General features: G+C 44.6%; 15 protein-coding genes. 6 read left to right on the top strand and 9 right to left on the bottom strand.

The window, feature by feature from the left end; genetic code table 11:
• Window positions 1-20: 20 nt before the first annotated feature.
• Window positions 21-3977, bottom strand: coding sequence for a PKD domain-containing protein (locus H4K34_RS06915; RefSeq protein ID WP_210760093.1), 3957 nt, complete (start codon window positions 3975-3977; stop codon window positions 21-23).
• A 79-nt stretch (window positions 3978-4056) separates the two neighbouring features.
• On the opposite strand from H4K34_RS06915, the gene H4K34_RS06910 reads away from it, so the two are divergent.
• The 5 genes from H4K34_RS06910 to H4K34_RS06890 are packed head-to-tail and all read left to right on the top strand — an operon-like array spanning window position 4057 to window position 9838.
• On the top strand, window positions 4057-5733 hold the full coding sequence (locus tag H4K34_RS06910; RefSeq protein ID WP_210760092.1) for an Ig-like domain-containing protein: 1677 nt from the start codon (window positions 4057-4059) through the stop codon (window positions 5731-5733).
• Window positions 5734-5764: 31 nt separating this feature from the next.
• Window positions 5765-6763, top strand: a complete 999-nt coding sequence (locus H4K34_RS06905; protein ID WP_210760091.1) for an OmpA family protein — start codon at window positions 5765-5767, stop codon at window positions 6761-6763.
• Window positions 6764-6811: 48 nt separating this feature from the next.
• A complete protein-coding gene (locus H4K34_RS06900; protein ID WP_210760090.1) occupies window positions 6812-7966 on the top strand; it encodes a sensor histidine kinase in 1155 nt (384 codons plus the stop codon).
• Window positions 7966-9096 (top strand): radical SAM family heme chaperone HemW, encoded by a 1131-nt coding sequence (hemW, locus tag H4K34_RS06895; protein ID WP_210760089.1) that lies wholly within the window; start codon window positions 7966-7968, stop codon window positions 9094-9096. Before H4K34_RS06900 ends, hemW begins: the two co-directional genes overlap by 1 nt.
• A 1-nt stretch (window position 9097) precedes the next feature.
• Window positions 9098-9838, top strand: a complete 741-nt coding sequence (locus tag H4K34_RS06890) for a cyclase family protein (RefSeq protein ID WP_210760088.1) — start codon at window positions 9098-9100, stop codon at window positions 9836-9838.
• Window positions 9839-10446: 608 nt separating this feature from the next.
• Here the strand turns inward: H4K34_RS06890 and hemJ are convergent.
• Complete coding sequence (gene hemJ / locus H4K34_RS06885; protein ID WP_210760087.1) at window positions 10447-10992, bottom strand: protoporphyrinogen oxidase HemJ; 546 nt, start codon at window positions 10990-10992, stop codon at window positions 10447-10449.
• A gap of 84 nt (window positions 10993-11076) precedes the next feature.
• Here hemJ and hemN point away from each other — a divergent pair, with 84 nt between their 5' ends.
• Window positions 11077-12426 (top strand): oxygen-independent coproporphyrinogen III oxidase, encoded by a 1350-nt coding sequence (hemN, locus tag H4K34_RS06880; RefSeq protein ID WP_210760086.1) that lies wholly within the window; start codon window positions 11077-11079, stop codon window positions 12424-12426.
• Between the two features lie 76 nt (window positions 12427-12502).
• Here the strand turns inward: hemN and H4K34_RS06875 are convergent, their stop codons facing one another.
• Genes H4K34_RS06875 through ccoS form a run of 7 tightly spaced genes read right to left on the bottom strand, consistent with a single transcriptional unit; the run spans window position 12503 to window position 18606 of the window.
• Window positions 12503-13189 (bottom strand): sulfite exporter TauE/SafE family protein, encoded by a 687-nt coding sequence (locus H4K34_RS06875; RefSeq protein WP_210760085.1) that lies wholly within the window; start codon window positions 13187-13189, stop codon window positions 12503-12505.
• Window positions 13189-13629, bottom strand: a complete 441-nt coding sequence (locus H4K34_RS06870; protein WP_210760084.1) for a FixH family protein — start codon at window positions 13627-13629, stop codon at window positions 13189-13191. Before H4K34_RS06870 ends, H4K34_RS06875 begins: the two co-directional genes overlap by 1 nt.
• A gap of 6 nt (window positions 13630-13635) precedes the next feature.
• Window positions 13636-15093 (bottom strand): cytochrome c oxidase accessory protein CcoG, encoded by a 1458-nt coding sequence (ccoG, locus tag H4K34_RS06865; RefSeq protein ID WP_246452208.1) that lies wholly within the window; start codon window positions 15091-15093, stop codon window positions 13636-13638.
• Between the two features lie 49 nt (window positions 15094-15142).
• On the bottom strand, window positions 15143-16090 hold the full coding sequence (locus tag H4K34_RS06860) for a cbb3-type cytochrome c oxidase N-terminal domain-containing protein (protein WP_210760083.1): 948 nt from the start codon (window positions 16088-16090) through the stop codon (window positions 15143-15145).
• A complete protein-coding gene (locus tag H4K34_RS06855) occupies window positions 16074-16268 on the bottom strand; it encodes a CcoQ/FixQ family Cbb3-type cytochrome c oxidase assembly chaperone (RefSeq protein ID WP_210760082.1) in 195 nt (64 codons plus the stop codon). Before H4K34_RS06855 ends, H4K34_RS06860 begins: the two co-directional genes overlap by 17 nt.
• A gap of 4 nt (window positions 16269-16272) precedes the next feature.
• Entirely contained in the window at window positions 16273-18438 is a 2166-nt protein-coding gene (gene ccoN, locus H4K34_RS06850) for a cytochrome-c oxidase, cbb3-type subunit I (protein ID WP_210760081.1), read from the bottom strand.
• 3 nt (window positions 18439-18441) lie between these two features.
• On the bottom strand, window positions 18442-18606 hold the full coding sequence (gene ccoS / locus H4K34_RS06845; RefSeq protein ID WP_210760080.1) for a cbb3-type cytochrome oxidase assembly protein CcoS: 165 nt from the start codon (window positions 18604-18606) through the stop codon (window positions 18442-18444).
• Window positions 18607-18690: the final 84 nt, after the last annotated feature.

The raw sequence follows: 18690 nt of genomic DNA, 5'->3' as shown, positions 1-18690 counted from the left end.
GGTGGTTGGTCTTCTTAAAATTATTTCAAGAGCAAGCGCTCACGATTATGAAGATCAGCTTGATTCACGTCAATCAAGTAAACGCCTTTGCTTAATCCTTCCAGATTTAATTCCTGTGCTTCCTGAGCTTCTACCTCAAGGGTCCAGCTGCGAACCGTACGTCCACTAGCATCACGTAAGGCAATTTCTACTTTTCCGCTCTTAGGTAGCTCCAGTTTAATTTGATCTTGAGCCGGATTAGGATACAATTTTAAATCACTGGCTTTCCATTCTGAAGTACTCACATCAGCTATGGTCTGAGTTAGGGTGTCATTGCCACAGGCACTTACCAATATCAGCTCTACAGCATAAACGCCAGCGCTGGTATAAGTATGGTTTACAGTAATACCATTGCCTACATAGCCATCACCAAAGTCCCAAACATAATTTTGAATATTTCCGGTGGAAGCCGATGCATCAAAATTGTAAGTCATAAAATTAGTAGTGCTATTACTGTAGGTAAAGCTCGCATTGGCTGAGCCTGCATTGTTCGTGCTTACTGTAGTTGGGCCATTGAAAGCTCCGGTATCCTGCACTCCACAAGTATCAGCGATATACACATCATAAGAAGTGTTAGCGTTTAAATTACTTAAGGTATAGGGCGAGGTAACTACTCCGGTGAAGGATCCACTACCTGGGCTAAATCCAGTAGGACCGTATTCAATAATCGAACCGCCAGAGGAGGAAACCCAGCTTAAGTCGATGCTTCCACAACTTGGATTGGCGCTACTCACGTTGGTTACTTGTGGGCAGATATTGGAACCACCGGGTACATCTACTCGAATATCATCTAAAACATTGGCATGTCCCCAATTATCAGTGCCCTCAAAGGCAAATTGAAGGGTGCTTGAGTTTGAAGGAATAGCAATTACGACTTTGGTCCAGGAGGAAACATCGGTTTGATTTTGCCAAACTTGGGTCCATGCTCCGCTGGGACTGGTTCGGTAGTATACGGTAAGGGTGTTTTGATCGCCAAACCAAGCTTCTTGTCCGTACCAAAAACTAAGCTCCGTTGCACTTAAGCCGCTGGCATCAATAATCGGTGAAACGTATTGGGTTACATAAGGTCCGCCATTACTGCTAGTAAATACGGCATTAAACATACCACCATGGGCTGAGGTAATGCCTCCTCCACTGGAACCTGAGCCAACAGACCAGCTATTTGTTCCGCTAATTTGAACATTGCTCCAGCAAGCGCTGGTAGGCCCTTCGAAATCTTCGAGGTAGGGAGCGGTAAAGCTTTGACAAGCCGTGGTGAAACATACTGGTCCGGCCCAGGCACTGGTATCGCCGGGCGCACATATCCCTCGCACAAACAAGCAATAGGCAGTTGCCGAACTAAGGCCGTTTAAACTGGCATTTAGGCTACTGGTGCTGCCAATGGTTCCATTGGCTGGATTAGCGGTTGCACTGGTAACTAAAGAGTATTCATAAGATCCAGCAAAGCCGACCCATGAAGCAGAGGCACTGCTGCCGGTAATATTGCTGAAACTAATATTGCTGGGAGGAAAACAGCTGGTATCGGTGCAAACGGTAAGCGGTCCAAACCAGTAGCCACTGCCTACACCAGCACAGGTGTCTTGAATATAAATGTCGAAGCAACTTCCCGACTGCAAGCCAGTAAGGTTGTAGCTATTAGTGTTAACTCCTGCAATGTAATTACCACTTACGGTGGTCCCTTGGCGGAAACCTTGAGGTCCCCAGTTAATGTTCCAAAGGCTACCATTGGCAGATACCCAGTTGAAATTGATATTGTTGGTGCCAACACTGATGGTGTCAGCAGATGAAACCGCACCACATGGCTGTCCCTCTACTTTAAAGTTATCTACCAACCAGTACCAGGCCCAAGAACCGCCATCATCATAAATGAAGCGTACTTGAAGATTAGGGTTGGCATAGGCGGTAATGTCGATGCTTTGCGAATCGGGTGCACTAAAAGCACCTAGGGTTGAGGTGAAATTCGCTACTTGATTCCAGGTAGTACCGTCAAAAACCTCTACCGAAGCAGAACCTGAGCCTAGGTGACGATAGTATTGATCAAAACTTAAGGTTAATGCCCCGGCACTCATATAAGCCGTAGCGTCTAAAATGGGTGAAGTAAGGGTCTCGAACATGGTAACCCCGCCGCTGCCGGCATTGTCGCTATCCGCTTCCATCATAGGTGTGCCATCTAAATCGCCCCCACTGGTTAATCCACCAGCCGGTGCTGCTACCCAAGTATCGGTAGTGTTGCCGCCATCTATGATGGTAAAGCAGCCCTGACCTAAGTCGAAGTTTTCACTAAAGGGAATGCTTTGGGTTGCACATGCGGTAGAAACAGTGATAGGGCCTAAAGTGTCTGTTATGGCACCCGAGCAGCTATCTAAAAGGTAAAAGTCGTAGGTGGTGTTTAGGCTAAGGTTAGGAATACCCATACTATTAGCGGTGGTGCTGGAAGTCTGTGTCCCACTACCCGGGTTAAAGCCACTGATGCCCCATTCGATAATATAGCCATGTGAAGTACCTAAATTCCAATTCAGGTTTACGCTATCGCTGCCCACATAGCCAGCCGTAAATCCGCTAGAAGGAGTACATAGAACGTCGCGAACGGAGAAATTATCGATAATCCACCACCAGGCCCAAGAGCCATTGTCGCGATACACAAAGCGTACTTGCAAATTAGCATTCGCATAAGCCGAAATATCAATGAACTGATGATCAGGATTTCCGAATGCTCCTTTATCACTCTGTTCACTATAGACTAGATGCCAGGTAGTACCATCGTAAACTTCTACCGCTGCCGAGTCTGCACCGATATTGTTGTAGTACTGATCAAATTCGAGGATTAAGCTACCGCTGATATTGCTGGCATCCATAATTGGGCTGAGCAATAATTCATCAAGGGTTTCCCCTGATCCGGCATCATCACTGTCTACTTCTACATGAGCGGTGCCATCGAGGTCACCACCGGTAGATCCACCGCCAGCAGGAGCTGGTCTCCAGGTATCAGTGCTGGTACCCCCATCCACAACATTAAAACAACCTAAGCCCTGATCAAAGTTTTCGGTAAAGGGTAAGGATACGGTCGCACAGGGAGTGCAGAAAGTAAAAGGTCCGATATAGTTTGAGTATCCTCCACCAGGACAAGAACCCGCAATGTAAATATCATAGCATTGACCAGCAGAAAGTTGATTGAAGCAAGTTCCGGCATCGGAGTTTTTCAAATCAATACTAAGGTTGCCATTGGTGGCCTTGCTGCCAATGCAGCCCGAACCTTGACTAAAGCCTACCGGACCCCATTCGAAGGCGATAGTATCTTCTAAGCTTAATAAGTTAAGAGTAAAGCTGGTATCGCTAGTTACGCTGAGGGATTGAATATTTGGGGCAGGACAAAGAACAGTTTGAACTTTGAAATTGTCGATGACCCACCACCAGGCCCAACTACCATTATCCACATAACGGAAGCGAACTTGTAAGCTATCATGCGCATAGGCAGTGATGTCAATTTGCTGATGATCAGGATTGTTAAAAGCGCCAATGGTAGTAGCAGTGCTGTATACACTTACCCATTGGGTGCTGTCCCAAACTTCTACCCAGCCACTGTCATTAGTGTTTAGGGAACGGAAGAAGTGATCAAACTCTAAGTAAAGGGTTCCGCTGAAATTGGAAGCATCAATATAAGGTGAGCTTAAAGTTTCATCCAGAGTATTGCCGCTGCCGGCATCATCACTGTCGACAATAACCAGTCCGCTGCCATCTAAATCGCCACCGGTGCTACCGCCGCCAGGTCCAGCTTGAACCCAGGTGTCAGTAGTGCTACCACCATCTGTAACGGTGAAGCATCCCAGACTGGAATTAAAATTTTCGCTAAAAGGCAAACTTTGGGGTGGACACTGACCGTTTCCAGTGAAGGCCATAGTCAGTAAAACGCCCAAAAAGAGTAATCTTTGCAGAGCCATAAAAAAAGGGTTAGTATTAGTGCAAATTCAAAAGTACAAATATTAATTGCCGATTAGTCAGGAACTTCTATACTAAATAATGCGAACTAATTCGAATATTCGAACTTTAACTTCTCTGCTCCTATTAATTGCAGTATTTGTTTTTTTTGAAGCCAGTATTAGTTCCTGTGCCAGTAAGTCCAGTCCCAGTGGTGGCGACAAGGATACGCTGGCGCCCCGTTTGGATACGGCTTTCCCTCCCAATCAGACTCTCTTTTTTAAAGCGGATAAAATCATTTTAGAGTTTGATGAGTATCTGAATTTAAAAAGTCCTCAACAGAATATTAATATCAATCCACTTCTTAAAGAAGACCTGGAAATTATTGCCAGAGGTAAGAAGGTGGAGATTTTGTTAAAGGATACTTTACGTCCCAATACCACTTATATAATCTCTTTTGGCAAAAGTTTGGCCGACCTTAATGAGGGTAATGAGAACACAAAGTTTAAGTACGTTTTTTCTACCGGAAGCTATATAGATAGCCTGCATCTTTCCGGAACCCTGCGCAAGGCCTATTCCAATGAGCCGCTCAGCAACCATTTAGTGGGTCTTTATGATGTGAAGAAGGCGGAAGATCGCGATTCATTTCTGCTAAAGGAGCGTCCGGACTATTATACCTTCACCGATGAAACTGGTTCCTTTGGTATGTCCTATTTGGGAGAAGGCGATTATTTAATGGTGGCCTTCGAAGAAAAGGGCGGTACTTTTAAATTGCTGCGCCGAGATTCGCCCCTCGCTTTTCATTCGGATACAATTCGATTACGACCTGATAGTCTGTACCTCTATGACTTGGTTCTCTTCGAGCCCGAACCCGACTTTCGCTTTCTGAATGCCAAGCAGAAAAACTCCTCTAAGATTCAGTTTGCCTTCAATAAGGAGGCCTCTAATTTTAAAGTGGAACCCCTAGGGAGAGCGGCGGATTCTTCATTTTTTCTTTGGAATAAGGACAAGGATACATTGAACTACTACTTCTCTTTCAAGGCAGATAGTTTGCAGTTCAAATTGAATTACGATAGCCTGTTTGTGGATTCTATCTACACTATTCGCCTGCGGGAAATGAAGGAACCTGAATTAAGTATTAATACGGCGATAAAACAATTGCGGCCCTGGGATAGCTTGCCCTTTCGATCTAGCATGCTTCTCAAAGGCTGGAACCCCGATTCGATTTATAAGATTAATGATAAAGACACCCTTAATGTGAGCCTGCTGCCCGATAGTACCGATCCTTTTTTATGGTATTTGCCTCCTCCTCATCCACGTTCCTTTAAGCTGCGTTTTAAGCCCGGTGCTTTTTATAGCGAGAAACTTCAATTGGAAGATTCTGTAGATTTCAAGGTTGACATACTGAAAGGCGAAGATTTAGGCACCTTGACCTTTAAGGTGGTGGCCGATTCGGCGAAAGCCATGATTTTACAAATAGTTGAAGAAAATGACCGGATATTGCTGGAGCAATCCTTCCGCGATTCAACCTCAGTATTGCTTAAAAACACCTTTCCTCGAAAATTAAAGGCCTTTATCATTATTGATGAGGATGGAAATGGTGAGTATACTACCGGAGATTTTTACCAGGGTCGGCAGGCGGAAAAACGCGTTCCTTATCGGGAAGAATTGGAGATTCGTGCCAATTGGGAATTGGAGTTGGAATGGCGATATCGTGCAAAGCAAGCTATCAACAAAGAGCCGTTGTTAAAATCTGACAGTACTGCTGTAGGGCAATAAGCAGAGCCTTAATTTTGAGGCAAATGTTACTATGAAAAAGCTTGCCCTATTTGCTATTCTGGCCTTTATGGCCTCATCTTGCGTGAGTAGTAAGGTGTATAAAGATCTACAAGCCAAATTTGCTGATCTGGAGGCAGAAAACTCTACCCTTCGCAAGGGGCGTGACGGAGCGCAGGCAGCGGAAGAAGTGGCGCAATCGCGAATCAAAAACCTGGAATCAGAACTGGCTACTCTGCGTCAAAAAAGCTCTGAGACCAAGCAAGAGCTAGAGAATCTTAACAATCGTTATCAGGATTTAAATCGTTCCTACGAATACTTATTGGAGAATAATAATGAGTTATTAGCCTCCAATCAGGCGGAGAATAAAAAGCTCGTGGCTAAATTGAATAAGCTTCAAGCTGAATTATCAGCCAAGGAAGATTCCCTGCGCTTGGAGAATGATCGCCTGCAAAAGCTGGATGCCAATTTGCAGAAATTAGGACAGGAAATTCAGGTGCGTGAAGCACGTATCAGCGAATTAGAATCTGCGATGGCCCGTAAGGATAGTACTGTGGAAATGGTACGTCAGCGCTTACGTGATGCCCTGCGTAATTTCGATGGTAAGGGTCTTACTGTGGAAGAGCGCGATGGTAAGGTATATGTATCTTTAGAGAACCGCTTATTATTCCCATCCGCTAGTTGGACGGTGGAAGCAGAAGGTCGTAAGGCCCTCGAAGAACTAGCAGTAGTTTTGGCGGAGAACCCAGATTTGCAAGTTATGGTGGAAGGTCATACCGATGCCGATGCTTTTAATGGTCGTACCGCTGTTAAAGACAATTGGGATCTAAGTGTGATGCGCGCCACCAGCATTGTGAAGATTTTGGTAGCTAATGAGGGCGTGAACAAAGCCAATATCACCGCAGCCGGAAGAAGCGAATACGTTCCGGTGGCCAGCAATGATACTCCCGAGGGAAAGGCGAAAAACCGTCGTACCGAAATTATCATTACGCCCAATCTTAGCGAGCTTAATCAGCTTCTGGAAATGAACTAAGCCGCGCCAGGCCGGCAATATTATTCGCTTATTTTTGTTTGCTAGCCTATGGATTTTTACGGACGCAAGAACCTTTGGAAGTTTTTACTTTTCGTCTTTGCCATTCTAATTGGACTGGTAACTCTTTTCTATACCGAAAGCTTTCTGAAGGAGCTCCGTAATGAAGAGGTGAAGAAGGTGAATCAGTGGGCCAGTGCCATGAGTTCGGCGCTGAGGGCAGAGAAGAATGCCGATATGTTGCTGGTCTCGCAGATCATCAACTCCAACACTACTATTCCGGTAATCATTACCAATGGCACGGATTCGATTGTGCACTCCGCCAATTTGAATTCGCCCCGCGCCAATGACCCAGACTATCTGAAGAAGCGCCTGGAGCAAATGCGGGAGAATGGTCTCTTTATCGAAGACTATTATGTTCCCAATAAGAAGATTGTAGTCTATTATGAAAGCTCCAACTTGCTTACCAAACTGCGCTATTATCCCATTGCCCTTTTAGGGGTGATCAGCCTATTTATATTAGTGGCCTATTTTGCCTTTAGTGGGGCTCGTAAGGCAGAGCAAGATCAGGTTTGGAACGGTTTGGCTAAGGAAACCGCGCATCAGATTGGAACGCCTTTAAGCTCTTTGATGGGCTGGTTGGAATTGATGAAATTGCAGGAAGTAGATCCGAATATGGTTAAGGAAATGGAGAAGGATGTGAAGCGTCTGGAGACCATAACTAATCGCTTTTCCAAGATTGGATCTCAGCCGGCCTTGCGTAAAACGGATATGCTGCTTAGCACTCGTCAAGCAGTGGAGTATTTGCGAACACGCAGCCCTAAAAAGATTGAGGTAGAATGCCATGTTCCATTTGAACCGATATACTCGGAAGTGAATTTACCCCTTTTCGAATGGGTGATTGAAAACTTAATTCGCAATGCGATTGATGCCATTGAAGGTGAAGGGCGCATTGATGTTTATCTAAGTTCTACCGATACCAAAGTACAAATTGATGTGGTGGATACCGGTAAAGGCATTCCGCCTCAAAAGGTGAATTCTGTATTTCGCCCTGGCTACTCAACCAAAAAAAGAGGCTGGGGATTGGGCTTAAGTTTAGCACGTCGAATCATTGAAGATTACCATAAAGGCAAAATCTTCGTAGCGGAATCGGTCTTAGAAGGCGGTACCACCTTCCGAATTCTTCTGCCAAAGGTTCCTGCTTAATGGCTGGTATTTACTTGCATATACCCTTTTGTCGCCAGGCTTGTGTGTATTGCGATTTTCATTTCAGTACCCTCCATACCGATAAAGATACCATGGTGCAGGCCTTAATAAAAGAGGCGGCTCGAAGGCGGGATTATCTAGGAACTCGAGAGCTTAAAAGCATCTATTTCGGAGGAGGGACCCCAAGTTTATTGGATCCTGCCCAGATTCAAGCGATCCTTGATGCCTTGCGAAAGGACTTTGAATGGACCGCATCGGCTGAAATTTGTTTGGAGGCTAATCCGGATGATTTAAATGAAGACTACATTAAGGCCTTGGCTCAAACGGAGGTGAATCGATTGTCTATCGGTTTGCAAAGCTTTAAGGAGGAGGATTTACGTTTAATGAATCGCGCTCATTCGGCAGAGGAATCTCGAAAATGCCTGGAGTTGGCCAGACAATATGGTTTTGATAATCTTACCGTGGATTTGATCTATGGGATTCCCAATCAGACTGATGAAGATTGGCTTTGGCAATTGGAGCAAATTAAGGCTTATAAGGTGCCGCATTTTTCGAGCTATGCCTTAACCGTCGAGCCTAAAACCGTTTTGGCGCATTGGGTAAAGCAAGGCAAAGTGGAGGTGGATGAATCGGCTGCCGCTCGACATTTTAAAATTTTGCAAGACTTTGCTCAGGCGGAAGGCTATGAGCAGTATGAGCTATCCAATTTTTGTCGACCAGGGCATCAAGCGGTGCACAATAGTTCTTATTGGCAAGGAGCATCTTATTTAGGCTTGGGTCCCAGTGCCCACTCCTATAATGGAAGGGCCAGACATTGGAATGTGGCCAATAATAAGCTTTACCTAAAGGCTATTCATACGGAGGATTGGAAACCGGAAGAGGAAGTGCTTTCCATTGAGGATCGCTTTAATGAATTTGTAATGATTCGAATGCGATTGAAGGCGGGCATTTCAATCAAGGAATTGGCAAATTGGCCGGAATACTTGCAGGATCATTTTTGGAAGGAGGCCAATAAACTAATTGAGGGAGGTCGACTGCAAAAGACAGAAGAACGCATATTTATTCCCGGAGAGCAGCGCTTTTTTAGCGATGGCTTAGCTTCGGATTTATTTTATCTAAAAGAAGATTAAGATGATTATAGAGCTGGCTCGCGGGGAGCGGAAATATTCAGTAGACCTAAGTAAGGGGATTGATTGCAGCAGCACATTGGGAGATCCAAAACGGGAGCCGGCAGCCTGGTATGTTGATCCGGTGTCTATTCAGCCCGTTCGTATGGGTGATTGGATTGGCTCAGTGGCCGAAGGTGGCAGTGTAAACTTCTTTGAAGTGAAGCTCAATCCACATGGTAATGGAACCCACACGGAATGCTATGGACATATTGATCAGCAGCAACAAAAGGTAGGTGATTTGATGGAAGAGCATCACGGCTGGCTCTATTTTCAGCGCTTACCGATGCACGAGGAAGCTGGAGATTTGATATTGAAGTTGGAGGATCTTAAAGTTCCTAAAGAAGGTTTGCCAGCTTTTGTAGCTCTGGCGGCCGATGGATTAGCCTTTCCTAAGAATTTCAGCAATACGAATCCTCCCTATTTTGAGGCGAAGCTATGTCAGTTTTTAGCTGAAGCCGGGGTAAGTCATTTGCTTACTAATTTACCTTCGGTCGATCGGGAGGAGGATGGGGGTGCCTTGGCGGCGCACCGTGCATTTTGGCAATATCCGGATGCGATTCGAAAGCAGGCTACGATCACGGAATTGGCTTATTTTCCAGATGAATTAATTGAGGGGATGTACTTTGTTAACCTTCAGGTAGCACCGCTGCATAATGATGCAGCGCCTTCCAGGCCGGTATTCTATCCGGTGAAAGAGAAGTAGAAATTGTAAATCAATCACTTAGGGTCTAAAAATGGAAAACCCCGACATCCTGAGAGGATATCGGGGTAAAACCTTAACCTGATTAATCTGCTTCGCTGACGCTAAAGTACAACAAGTTTTCTAATGCGCAAGCATTGTTGCAAATTTTAATTGCGTTTTTCGATAAATTATTAAAAAATGCAACTCATGTTGCTGGGATTGCCAATTGAAAAGGAGGGTAAAAGAAAAACCCCGGCTTCCATAAAGGAAACCGGGGTAAAACCTTAACCTGATTAATCTGCTTCGCAGACTCAAATATACATTTAATTCTTTGCCTGCAACACCTTAGTGTGTGTAATATTCTTATTTAGACTTTATAAAGGTCTAAATGTCTGAAAACGAGTGATTAAAATTTTGGGTGAACAGGATTGAATTATTTAACCAGAAGATAATAAAAGAAAAACCCCGACATCCTGAGAGGATATCGGGGTAAAACCTTAACCTGATTAATCTGCTTCGCTGGGACAAATATAAAGCAGGGAAATTAAATTTTGCAAATCATAATTGCAAAAATCCACACTTGAGCACTTAACATTCAGTTAACATACTGAGTCTCAATCGGAAAATTTTCAGTTTTTTTCGCGCTTCCTTTTATAGAGTTTGGCCGCGATGAAAAATAGTAGGCCAAGTATCAATAAAGTGGCTAAGCCAATCCATAGTCCAGAGAGGTTTTTCCAAACGGCCAGCATCACCACCGCGATTAAAATCAAGGTAGGAACTTCATTGTAAAGACGATAGCCAAAACTGCTCAATCCTTTGCTGTTTTCTCTTAAGCTTTTAATGTGTCGCGCACAGGAGAAATGGTAAATAATAAGGAAGAAAACCAGACTTAATTTAAGATGCATCCAAGGCATATTCAACCAAGCCGGATTTATACTAAGCATACCTATCCCGCCAATCAGAGTTAGAATTAAGGCCGGACTTTGAATGATCCGGTAAAGGCGGCTTTCCATTACATGATATTGCTTGCGCAGGATAGGGCCCTCAGGCAATTCTGGATCCATTTCCCAGGCTTCGCGGTGGTATACAAAAAGACGAACTAAGTAAAAAAGTCCCGCGAACCAACTTACGAATCCAATTATATGGAGGGCTTTAAAAAAGAAGTACCAATTCATCTTGCAAAAATAGCGGCTCGGTGCTGATAATTGTCATTTCGGAGCTCTTAGGCTCATTCTAGTTTTGTTTTAGAATTAGATGTTATGGATTACCGACTGGTAGAGAAATACAATGTGGCCGTTCCTAGATATACTTCCTATCCGGCTGTTCCCTTGTGGGATAGTACGGATTTGAATCCGGAGCGTTGGATGAATCAGGTAGTGGAGGCCTTTGAAAAGGATCGTGAAATAAGCTTGTATATCCATTTACCCTATTGCGAAAGTTTGTGTACTTACTGCGGTTGCAATAAACACATTACCAAAAATCATTTGGTGGAGCAGCCCTATGTGCAAGCTGTTTTAAAAGAATGGCGCATGTATACCAGTCGTTTCCCGGAGAAAGCTATTCTTCGCGAAATTCATTTGGGTGGGGGAACACCAACTTTCTTCAGTCCCGAAAATCTTCGAGTTTTAATTGAGGGCATTTTAGCTGAAGCCGAGGTGGCTGATTTTCATTCATTCAGCTTCGAGGCCCATCCTTTTAGTACCAGTGATGAGCATTTGGAAACCTTATTCAATTTAGGATTCAATCGTCTAAGCTTAGGAATCCAGGATTTTGATCCTAAGATCCTCAGTTTGATTAATCGCTTTCAAACAGCAGAGCAAGTAGAACATATTGTAAGCAAGGCGCGAGAGATTGGCTATGAGTCGATTAACTTCGATTTGATTTATGGTTTGCCGCAGCAAACCGAAGGCAATATCCGGACTAATCTAAAATGGGTAGAGTCCTTAAAGCCCGATCGCATTGCCTTTTACAGTTATGCTCATGTGCCAGGAGTAGCACCCAGTCAAAGAGCTTATGATGAAAGCGATTTGCCTCTGGGCGAAGCAAAATGGAATCTCTATCGCTTAGGAGCAGATGGTTTCTTGAAAATGGGATATCAGGAAATAGGGATGGACCACTTCGCCCTGCCTCAAGATGATTTAGCCAAGTCGGCCCGTGCTCATAAATTACATCGCAACTTTATGGGTTATACCCCGCATCATACCCATCTGGCTTTAGCTTTAGGAGCCAGTTCCATCAGCGATGTATGGTCGGCATTTGCCCAGAATGAAAAGAAATTGAAGGATTATCTCCATCGGGTGAATACCGAAGATTATCCTCCTTTAATCAAGACCCATTACCATTCGGATGAGGATCTGAAAACTCGCGCTAAGCTCCTCAATTTGATTTGTCATTTTGAAGGAGAATGGCTGGATGAGCGCGACTATTTTGATGATTTCTTGAAGTCGCGATTTAGATTATTGGAAGAAGATGGCTTGCTTAAGGTATTCCCCTATCAAGTGAAAGTAACACGCAAGGGCCGGGCTTTTATTCGCAATGTATGTTCGGTGCTCGACCGTAAGCTAAGTGCCGGCGAATTGCAAAAACCCACCTTTAGTAAGGCGGTATAATAGAATTAGATAGTGTTTGGTTTTAAAGGCTAAGCTTGGAAACAGGTTTAGCCTTTTTTTAATGCTACTTTTAGGCTTAGCCACAACTTTCGGTGGAAGCTCCCGGCACTGGCATTTCAGGAGATAAATAGGGGATGTCCAATTCCATTCCTCTTAATATAAGCAGGGCCGAAATGAGCACGATGCTCAAGGGAATCAGTCGATTGAGATAGGGTCCAAAGCGAAGTAATAGGGCATTCGAAAAGAGGTTAAAGCTTAAGAGGAGCGGTAAAGTTCCCAATCCAAAAGCACCCATATAAAGAATGGCCTCTGTCCAGGAGCTCAGACCCAAGGCAGGAACCAAAGCAGCGTAGACCATTCCGCAAGGTAAAAGGCCGTTTAAGCTTCCGCTGATGAGATACCAAAGCGGATGCTTTTTGCCTCGAACTTTGCTTTGTAGTTTGGATAAAATGGGGCCAATAAGCTGCAAGGTTTTACGATCCCATTTCAGGGCTTTAAAGCCAAAATAACCCAGTAAAAGAATAAGGCCCGCGAGGATGGTGAAACTACCTTGCATATCAGGTATGCCTAGGCCAGAGCCCAATAAGGAGGCGATTATAGCCAAAAGCATATAGGTGCCTAAGCGCCCAGCGTGGTAGCTAATCCAGTTGGCTTGATGTTTACTCTGCAGCCATTGACCCATAACTACCGCTTGCAAAGGGCCGCACATGGCCAAACAATGCAAAGAAGAAAGCAGCCCGAATGTAAAGGCTACCCCGTACATCAGAGTACAATTTCGGGCTCGAAGTAATACATTTTGTCTCCGCTCTCTAAACGAATTTTAGCAATCCATTTACCAGCCCCTAATTTGGAGCCGGGAACTTCATAAGATCCGACCTTCCAGTTTTCCTCCTTAAGTTCAAAGTCCTTTTTAGCGTCGGTAGGGAAGTACATTAATACCTGCAGATTAGCGCTTTGATCTTTTAGGTCCTCCGGAAAGTGCAGTATCAGTTTTTGATCCTCAACCTTAAGCTGACAATGGCCACTGAGCTCTCGAGCATTTCGCTTGCCATCAATGGTGCCTTGGTAGGCTAATTCCTCTTGATAGTATTCTGTAGTCACTAAATCATGGCGGGCTTGAGTAGCTTTATAAACAGCGGTTCCCATACCTAGAATAAAAAGTGCCAGGACTATTACCAGCCCTGTTCCCCAATTAAATTTCATGACGAGTTATTTTTTGGGTTTAATGAATGGTCCGGTGAAGGAAGTTTTCAAGGTTTCCACCAATTCATCTCCATCGTAAACACCGATTTTGATATCGGTAGTCATACCGGTCATTTGATCTGTGTCAAGGTACAAAATCACCGCCCCTTGGGCTAGCTCGGAAGCTTTCACTTCAATAAGCTCAGATTCACCAGCACGTTTAAGTCTAATGCCTTCGGTAGGTTCAATTACCTTAAATTGATAAACCTTGTCTTCTGCTGTTTTATTGAGCAGTTTAAAGTTGTAGGCATTGCTATAGGTGTCTTCATCTACCTTGGTTAGCGGTTGGCCAGGCACTCTCAGGAAAATCGATTCAACATCAGCTCTACTCATCAAGAGGTAGGTGAATATTGATAAAAGTACAACTAGAATGCCCATATAAGCCTTTACGCGTCCGGTAAAAATCTTACCGGTACCAGAGGCAATATTGTTTTCAGAATCGTAACGGATCAGACCTCTAGGTTTATTGGTCTTATCCATAATATTATCGCAGGCATCAATACAGGCCGTACAGTTGATGCACTCTAATTGCGTACCATTACGGATGTCAATTCCGGTGGGGCAAACATCCACACATTGATTGCAATCAATACAATCGCCTTTGCCTTCCGCCTTGCGATCTTCGCTTTTGCGGAATTTACCTCGCTTCTCGCCGCGTAAATAATCATAGGCAATTACCACCGAGTTGCGATCGAGCATGGCGCCTTGCAAACGACCATAAGGGCAAACAATAATACAGGCTTGCTCCCGGAACCAGGCAAAGACAAAGAAGAATACACCGGAGAAAATGAGCATTCCACTCAAGCCTCCTAGGTGTTCAGAAGGAGCATCGCTCACAATTTCGAACCAGGCATCCTTTCCGATGATATACATTAAAAAGAAGTTGGCGATGGTAAAAGAAATGGCATAGAATATCCCATTCTTAATTACGCGCTTCCGAATTTTTTCGCCGTTCCAAGGCATGCGAGCCAGGCGCAATTGCTGGTTGCGGTCGCCATCTATCCAGTATTCAATTCTACGGAACACATGCTCCATAAAAATGGTTTGTGGACATATCCATCCGCAAAAAAGACGGCCAAAAGCCACCGTAAATACTGCAACGAAAAGTACGCCAGTGATCATGGCAATCACAAAAATGAAAAAATCTTCGGGCCAGAAGATCTGCCCGAAGATTACAAATTTGCGCTCCAATACATTGAGCATAAGGAAAGGTTGGCCTCCTATCTTGATGAAGGGAAGACTAAAGAATATCGCCAAGAGCACATAGCTCATCATTTGGCGACGGTTGGTGTAACGACCTTTTGGTTTTTTGGGGAACAAGAAATTTCTCGATCCTTTCTCACTAATTGTCGCTACTGAGTCACGGAAGGATTGATCCATCTCCAGGGTCTCCTTCAGTACTTCTTCCGTGTCTTTTGGTTTCATGTCAGAAACGTATCTATGTTCTTAAAAAGGCAGTAAAATGTACTGCTATTTATTCTTCCTCAGAAACCTCTACTGCGGTGATGGTACTGTCAGCAGTGCTGGCTGTACTATCGGTAGCTTCGGTAGCAGCAGGAGCTTCCTTGCTCATGAGCTCACCTTGGGGTTCTTTAGGATTGGCAGGACTGGTACCTTCCAGTGTTAGGATATAGGAAGACACGTCTTGGATATCAGCAGCACCTAATTGATCTTTCCAGGCAATCATACCTTTTGCAGGCACACCGTATTTCACGGTTTTGAAAACGTCCTTAATGTCGTTTCCGTGCAACCAATAGGCGTCGGTCAAGTTAGGACCTACACCACCGCCACCATCTGCGGCGTGACATACTGCACAGTTTTTAGCAAAGATGTCTGCTCCGGCTGCAATTCGACTCTCATCGGTAAGGGCAACCACATTGCTTTCATCTACCAAATTCGCTGCAGTTTTCAGATATTCTGCTTTAGCGGCTTCAGCCTCCACTAATGCGATTTTTAACTCACCTTCACTTAATGGCGCGCTTTGGAAAACGTGGTAGCGCAAGATGTAAACCACTGCGAAAACAATCGAAAGATAGAATCCGATCAACCACCAAGGGGGAAGATTGTTATCTAATTCGCGAATACCGTCGTATTCGTGGTCAGTAGCTACTTCTTCTTCGCGATCTAATGGCGCGGCATCGGTTAACTTATGCAGGATATCGTCTACCCAGCTGTCTTCTTCTTCGATTAATTCTTCGGCTACTTCGCCATTCGCACCTTTGATCATTTTCTTCATTGCTTCCAAAGCTTCGTAGGTGGCCATAAAGGCAATTACCAGGAAGAAGGCCGCAACGATTACCAACCAGTATAAGGGATTGGCTAATATTTCGGAGGAACTGCTAGGGTCCAGGGTGGTTACTGCAGCTGCTCCAGCCATCAGTAAGACCACAAAAATGATGATGGTTCTATTTAGTCTTTTCATGAGGATTGGCATTATCGTTTAGTGGTAAGAGGCTGATTTCTTCAATGCTTTTCCGGTCCTTACGAATCACGTAAATGATGGCCAGAATAAAGATGCTAAAGAAGATAAGGAAGGAGAGGATGGGGTAAATCGATACCCCATCAATAGTCTCCATATTGTGTTTAATGAATTTTAGCATGACCTTAGTTTTCAGCGGTTAAGGTTCCGGCTGTAGTAGCCTCCACATGCTTGCTGTGCTCACCTTTGATATCGATTCCCAGGCGTTGCAGGTAAGCGATTAAGGCTACCATTTCTTCCTTAGGACTGATTTCTTGCTCCAGATCGCGGCTTAAGTCGGCAGCAATTTCCTCAGCTTGAGCCATCAGATGCGTATTCGCATTAGCAATGTACTCATCGCTATAAGGAACACCCAGGCTTTGCATAGCTTCCAATTTCTTGCTGGTAAGCTCTGTGTCCAATTCATTGCTAGACAACCATTCGTAGGTTGGCATAATAGATCCGGCACTCATACTACGAGGATCAACCATGTGCTTGTAGTGCCAACTGTGTGGGTATTTTCCTCCTACACGGTGTAAGTCCGGACCGGTACGTTTGGATCCCCACAGGAATGGATGATCGTATACGAATTCACCGGCTTTAGAGTAATCGCCATATCGTGCGATCTCAGAACGGAAGGGGCGAATCATTTGCGAGTGGCAGGCATTACAGCCTTCGCGGATATAAAGATCACGACCTTCAAGCTCAAGGGCGGTATAAGGTTTCACATCTTCTATGGTTGGTACATTGCTCTTCACCATAATGGTGGGAACAATCTCGATAACACCACCAATCAAAATCACGATAGTTGCACCTACCATTAATTGAACGGGTTTACGCTCAATCCAACGGTGCCAGTAATCGCCTTTAGGAGCAGTGTAGTCTTCAGCAAGAGCTGGTGCACTGGCTTCTTCCTGGGCCAGGAAGGATCCGCTTTTTACGGTTTTGATTACGTTGTATACCATAATCAACATACCGGTTACATATAAGCTACCACCAATCGCACGAGTGGCGTATAATGGGATAAGCTGAGTTACAGTTTCCAAGAAGTTACCGTATACCAAGGTTCCATCTGGGTTAAACTCTTTCCACATTAAGCTTTGGGTAAAACCAGAAACGTACATAGGAAGGGCCCAGAATAAAATACCGGTGGTACCAATCCAGAAGTGTGCATTCGCTAATTTTTCAGAGAACAAGCTGGTGCGATACATCTTAGGCATTAACCAGTAGATCATACCGAAGATTAAAAATCCGTTCCAACCTAAGGTACCGATGTGTACGTGAGCAGGAATCCAGTCAGTGTAGTGAGCAATCGCGTTTAAGCTTTTCAAACTTAAAAGTGGACCTTCCAAAGTACTCATACCATAAGCGGTAATCGCCACTACGAAGAATTTCAATACGGCAGAATCCCGCACTTTATCCCAAGCGCCTCTCAGCGTAAGCAAACCGTTAATCATACCACCCCAAGAAGGGAAAATCAGCATGATAGAGAATACAGTACCTAAACTTTGAGCCCAATCGGGTAAGGCAGTGTAAAGTAAGTGGTGAGGTCCGGCCCAGATATAGATAAAGATCAGAGCCCAGAAGTGTACAATCGAAAGTCGGTAGGAATATACCGGACGGTTAGCGGCCTTCGGTACAAAGTAGTACATCAATCCCAGTACCGGAGTAGTAAGGAAGAAGGCCACCGCATTATGTCCGTACCACCACTGCACCAGGGCATCTTGCACACCGGCGAAAATGGAGTAAGACTTGGTGAAGGAAACAGGAAGTTCCAAGTTATTTACAATATGCAGAACCGCAACCGTAACAAAGGTGGCAATGTAGAACCAGATGGCCACATATAAGTGACGCTCTCTCCTTTTAAGGATGGTCCAGAACATGTTAACGCCAAAGATTACCCATACCAGGGCAATGCCAATGTCAATCGGCCATTCCAATTCGGCATACTCCTTTGATGAGCTAATCCCTAAGGGTAGAGTGATTACCGCCGAAACGATGATCAGCTGCCAGCCCCAGAAGTGAATTTTACTCAGGAGATCCGAAGCCATCCGTGCTTTTAAGAGGCGCTGCAGCGAGTAATAAACTCCCGCAAAGATTGCGTTCCCCACAAATGCGAAAATCGCACCGTTGGTGTGCAATGCTCTTAAACGTCCGAATGAAAGCCATGAAGCGGGGTTCAGAGTTTCTGGGAAAACCAGAGAGAACGCCACCCAAATACCTACTAGGAGGCCGATTACGCCCCAGATAATGGTGGCGATGGTGAAGTTTCTTACGATCTTATTGTCGTAAAAAAAGGTTTCTGATTGCATAGTCTACAATTTTGGTCTGTGGTTCGGAGCATGATCGTCTTTCAACATTCGAACACTCGGGGAATAGTCGTCCTCGTACTGGCCGTTTTTGATGCTCCAGATGAAAGCCGCTAAAAAGCCAATAGCTACGAGAAAACTAATAGAGATGAGAATGTAGATTGCCGACATAGGTGTCCCTTCAATTTGTGTTTCAAAAGTATTGGGGCACCTAAGTGGATAAAATGATTTTTGTCAGCTTTGGTCGAAAGCAGC

This window comes from Croceimicrobium hydrocarbonivorans, assembly GCF_014524565.1.
In the GTDB taxonomy this organism is placed as follows: domain Bacteria; phylum Bacteroidota; class Bacteroidia; order Flavobacteriales; family Schleiferiaceae; genus Croceimicrobium; species Croceimicrobium hydrocarbonivorans.
This window is presented reverse-complemented; position numbering and strand designations above follow the sequence as displayed.

What these genes read in the sequence shown, in the direction of transcription:
- H4K34_RS06915 (WP_210760093.1), bottom strand. Translation starts at nt 3,977, where the DNA reads ATGGCTCTGCAAAGATTACTCTTTTTGGGCGTTTTACTGACTATGGCC.
- H4K34_RS06910 (WP_210760092.1), top strand. Translation starts at nt 4,057, where the DNA reads ATGCGAACTAATTCGAATATTCGAACTTTAACTTCTCTGCTCCTATTA.
- H4K34_RS06905 (WP_210760091.1), top strand. Translation starts at nt 5,765, where the DNA reads ATGAAAAAGCTTGCCCTATTTGCTATTCTGGCCTTTATGGCCTCATCT.
- H4K34_RS06900 (WP_210760090.1), top strand. Translation starts at nt 6,812, where the DNA reads ATGGATTTTTACGGACGCAAGAACCTTTGGAAGTTTTTACTTTTCGTC.
- hemW (WP_210760089.1), top strand. Translation starts at nt 7,966, where the DNA reads ATGGCTGGTATTTACTTGCATATACCCTTTTGTCGCCAGGCTTGTGTG.
- H4K34_RS06890 (WP_210760088.1), top strand. Translation starts at nt 9,098, where the DNA reads ATGATTATAGAGCTGGCTCGCGGGGAGCGGAAATATTCAGTAGACCTA.
- hemJ (WP_210760087.1), bottom strand. Translation starts at nt 10,992, where the DNA reads ATGAATTGGTACTTCTTTTTTAAAGCCCTCCATATAATTGGATTCGTA.
- hemN (WP_210760086.1), top strand. Translation starts at nt 11,077, where the DNA reads ATGGATTACCGACTGGTAGAGAAATACAATGTGGCCGTTCCTAGATAT.
- H4K34_RS06875 (WP_210760085.1), bottom strand. Translation starts at nt 13,189, where the DNA reads ATGTACGGGGTAGCCTTTACATTCGGGCTGCTTTCTTCTTTGCATTGT.
- H4K34_RS06870 (WP_210760084.1), bottom strand. Translation starts at nt 13,629, where the DNA reads ATGAAATTTAATTGGGGAACAGGGCTGGTAATAGTCCTGGCACTTTTT.
- ccoG (WP_246452208.1), bottom strand. Translation starts at nt 15,093, where the DNA reads ATGAAACCAAAAGACACGGAAGAAGTACTGAAGGAGACCCTGGAGATG.
- H4K34_RS06860 (WP_210760083.1), bottom strand. Translation starts at nt 16,090, where the DNA reads ATGAAAAGACTAAATAGAACCATCATCATTTTTGTGGTCTTACTGATG.
- H4K34_RS06855 (WP_210760082.1), bottom strand. Translation starts at nt 16,268, where the DNA reads ATGCTAAAATTCATTAAACACAATATGGAGACTATTGATGGGGTATCG.
- ccoN (WP_210760081.1), bottom strand. Translation starts at nt 18,438, where the DNA reads ATGCAATCAGAAACCTTTTTTTACGACAATAAGATCGTAAGAAACTTC.
- ccoS (WP_210760080.1), bottom strand. Translation starts at nt 18,606, where the DNA reads ATGTCGGCAATCTACATTCTCATCTCTATTAGTTTTCTCGTAGCTATT.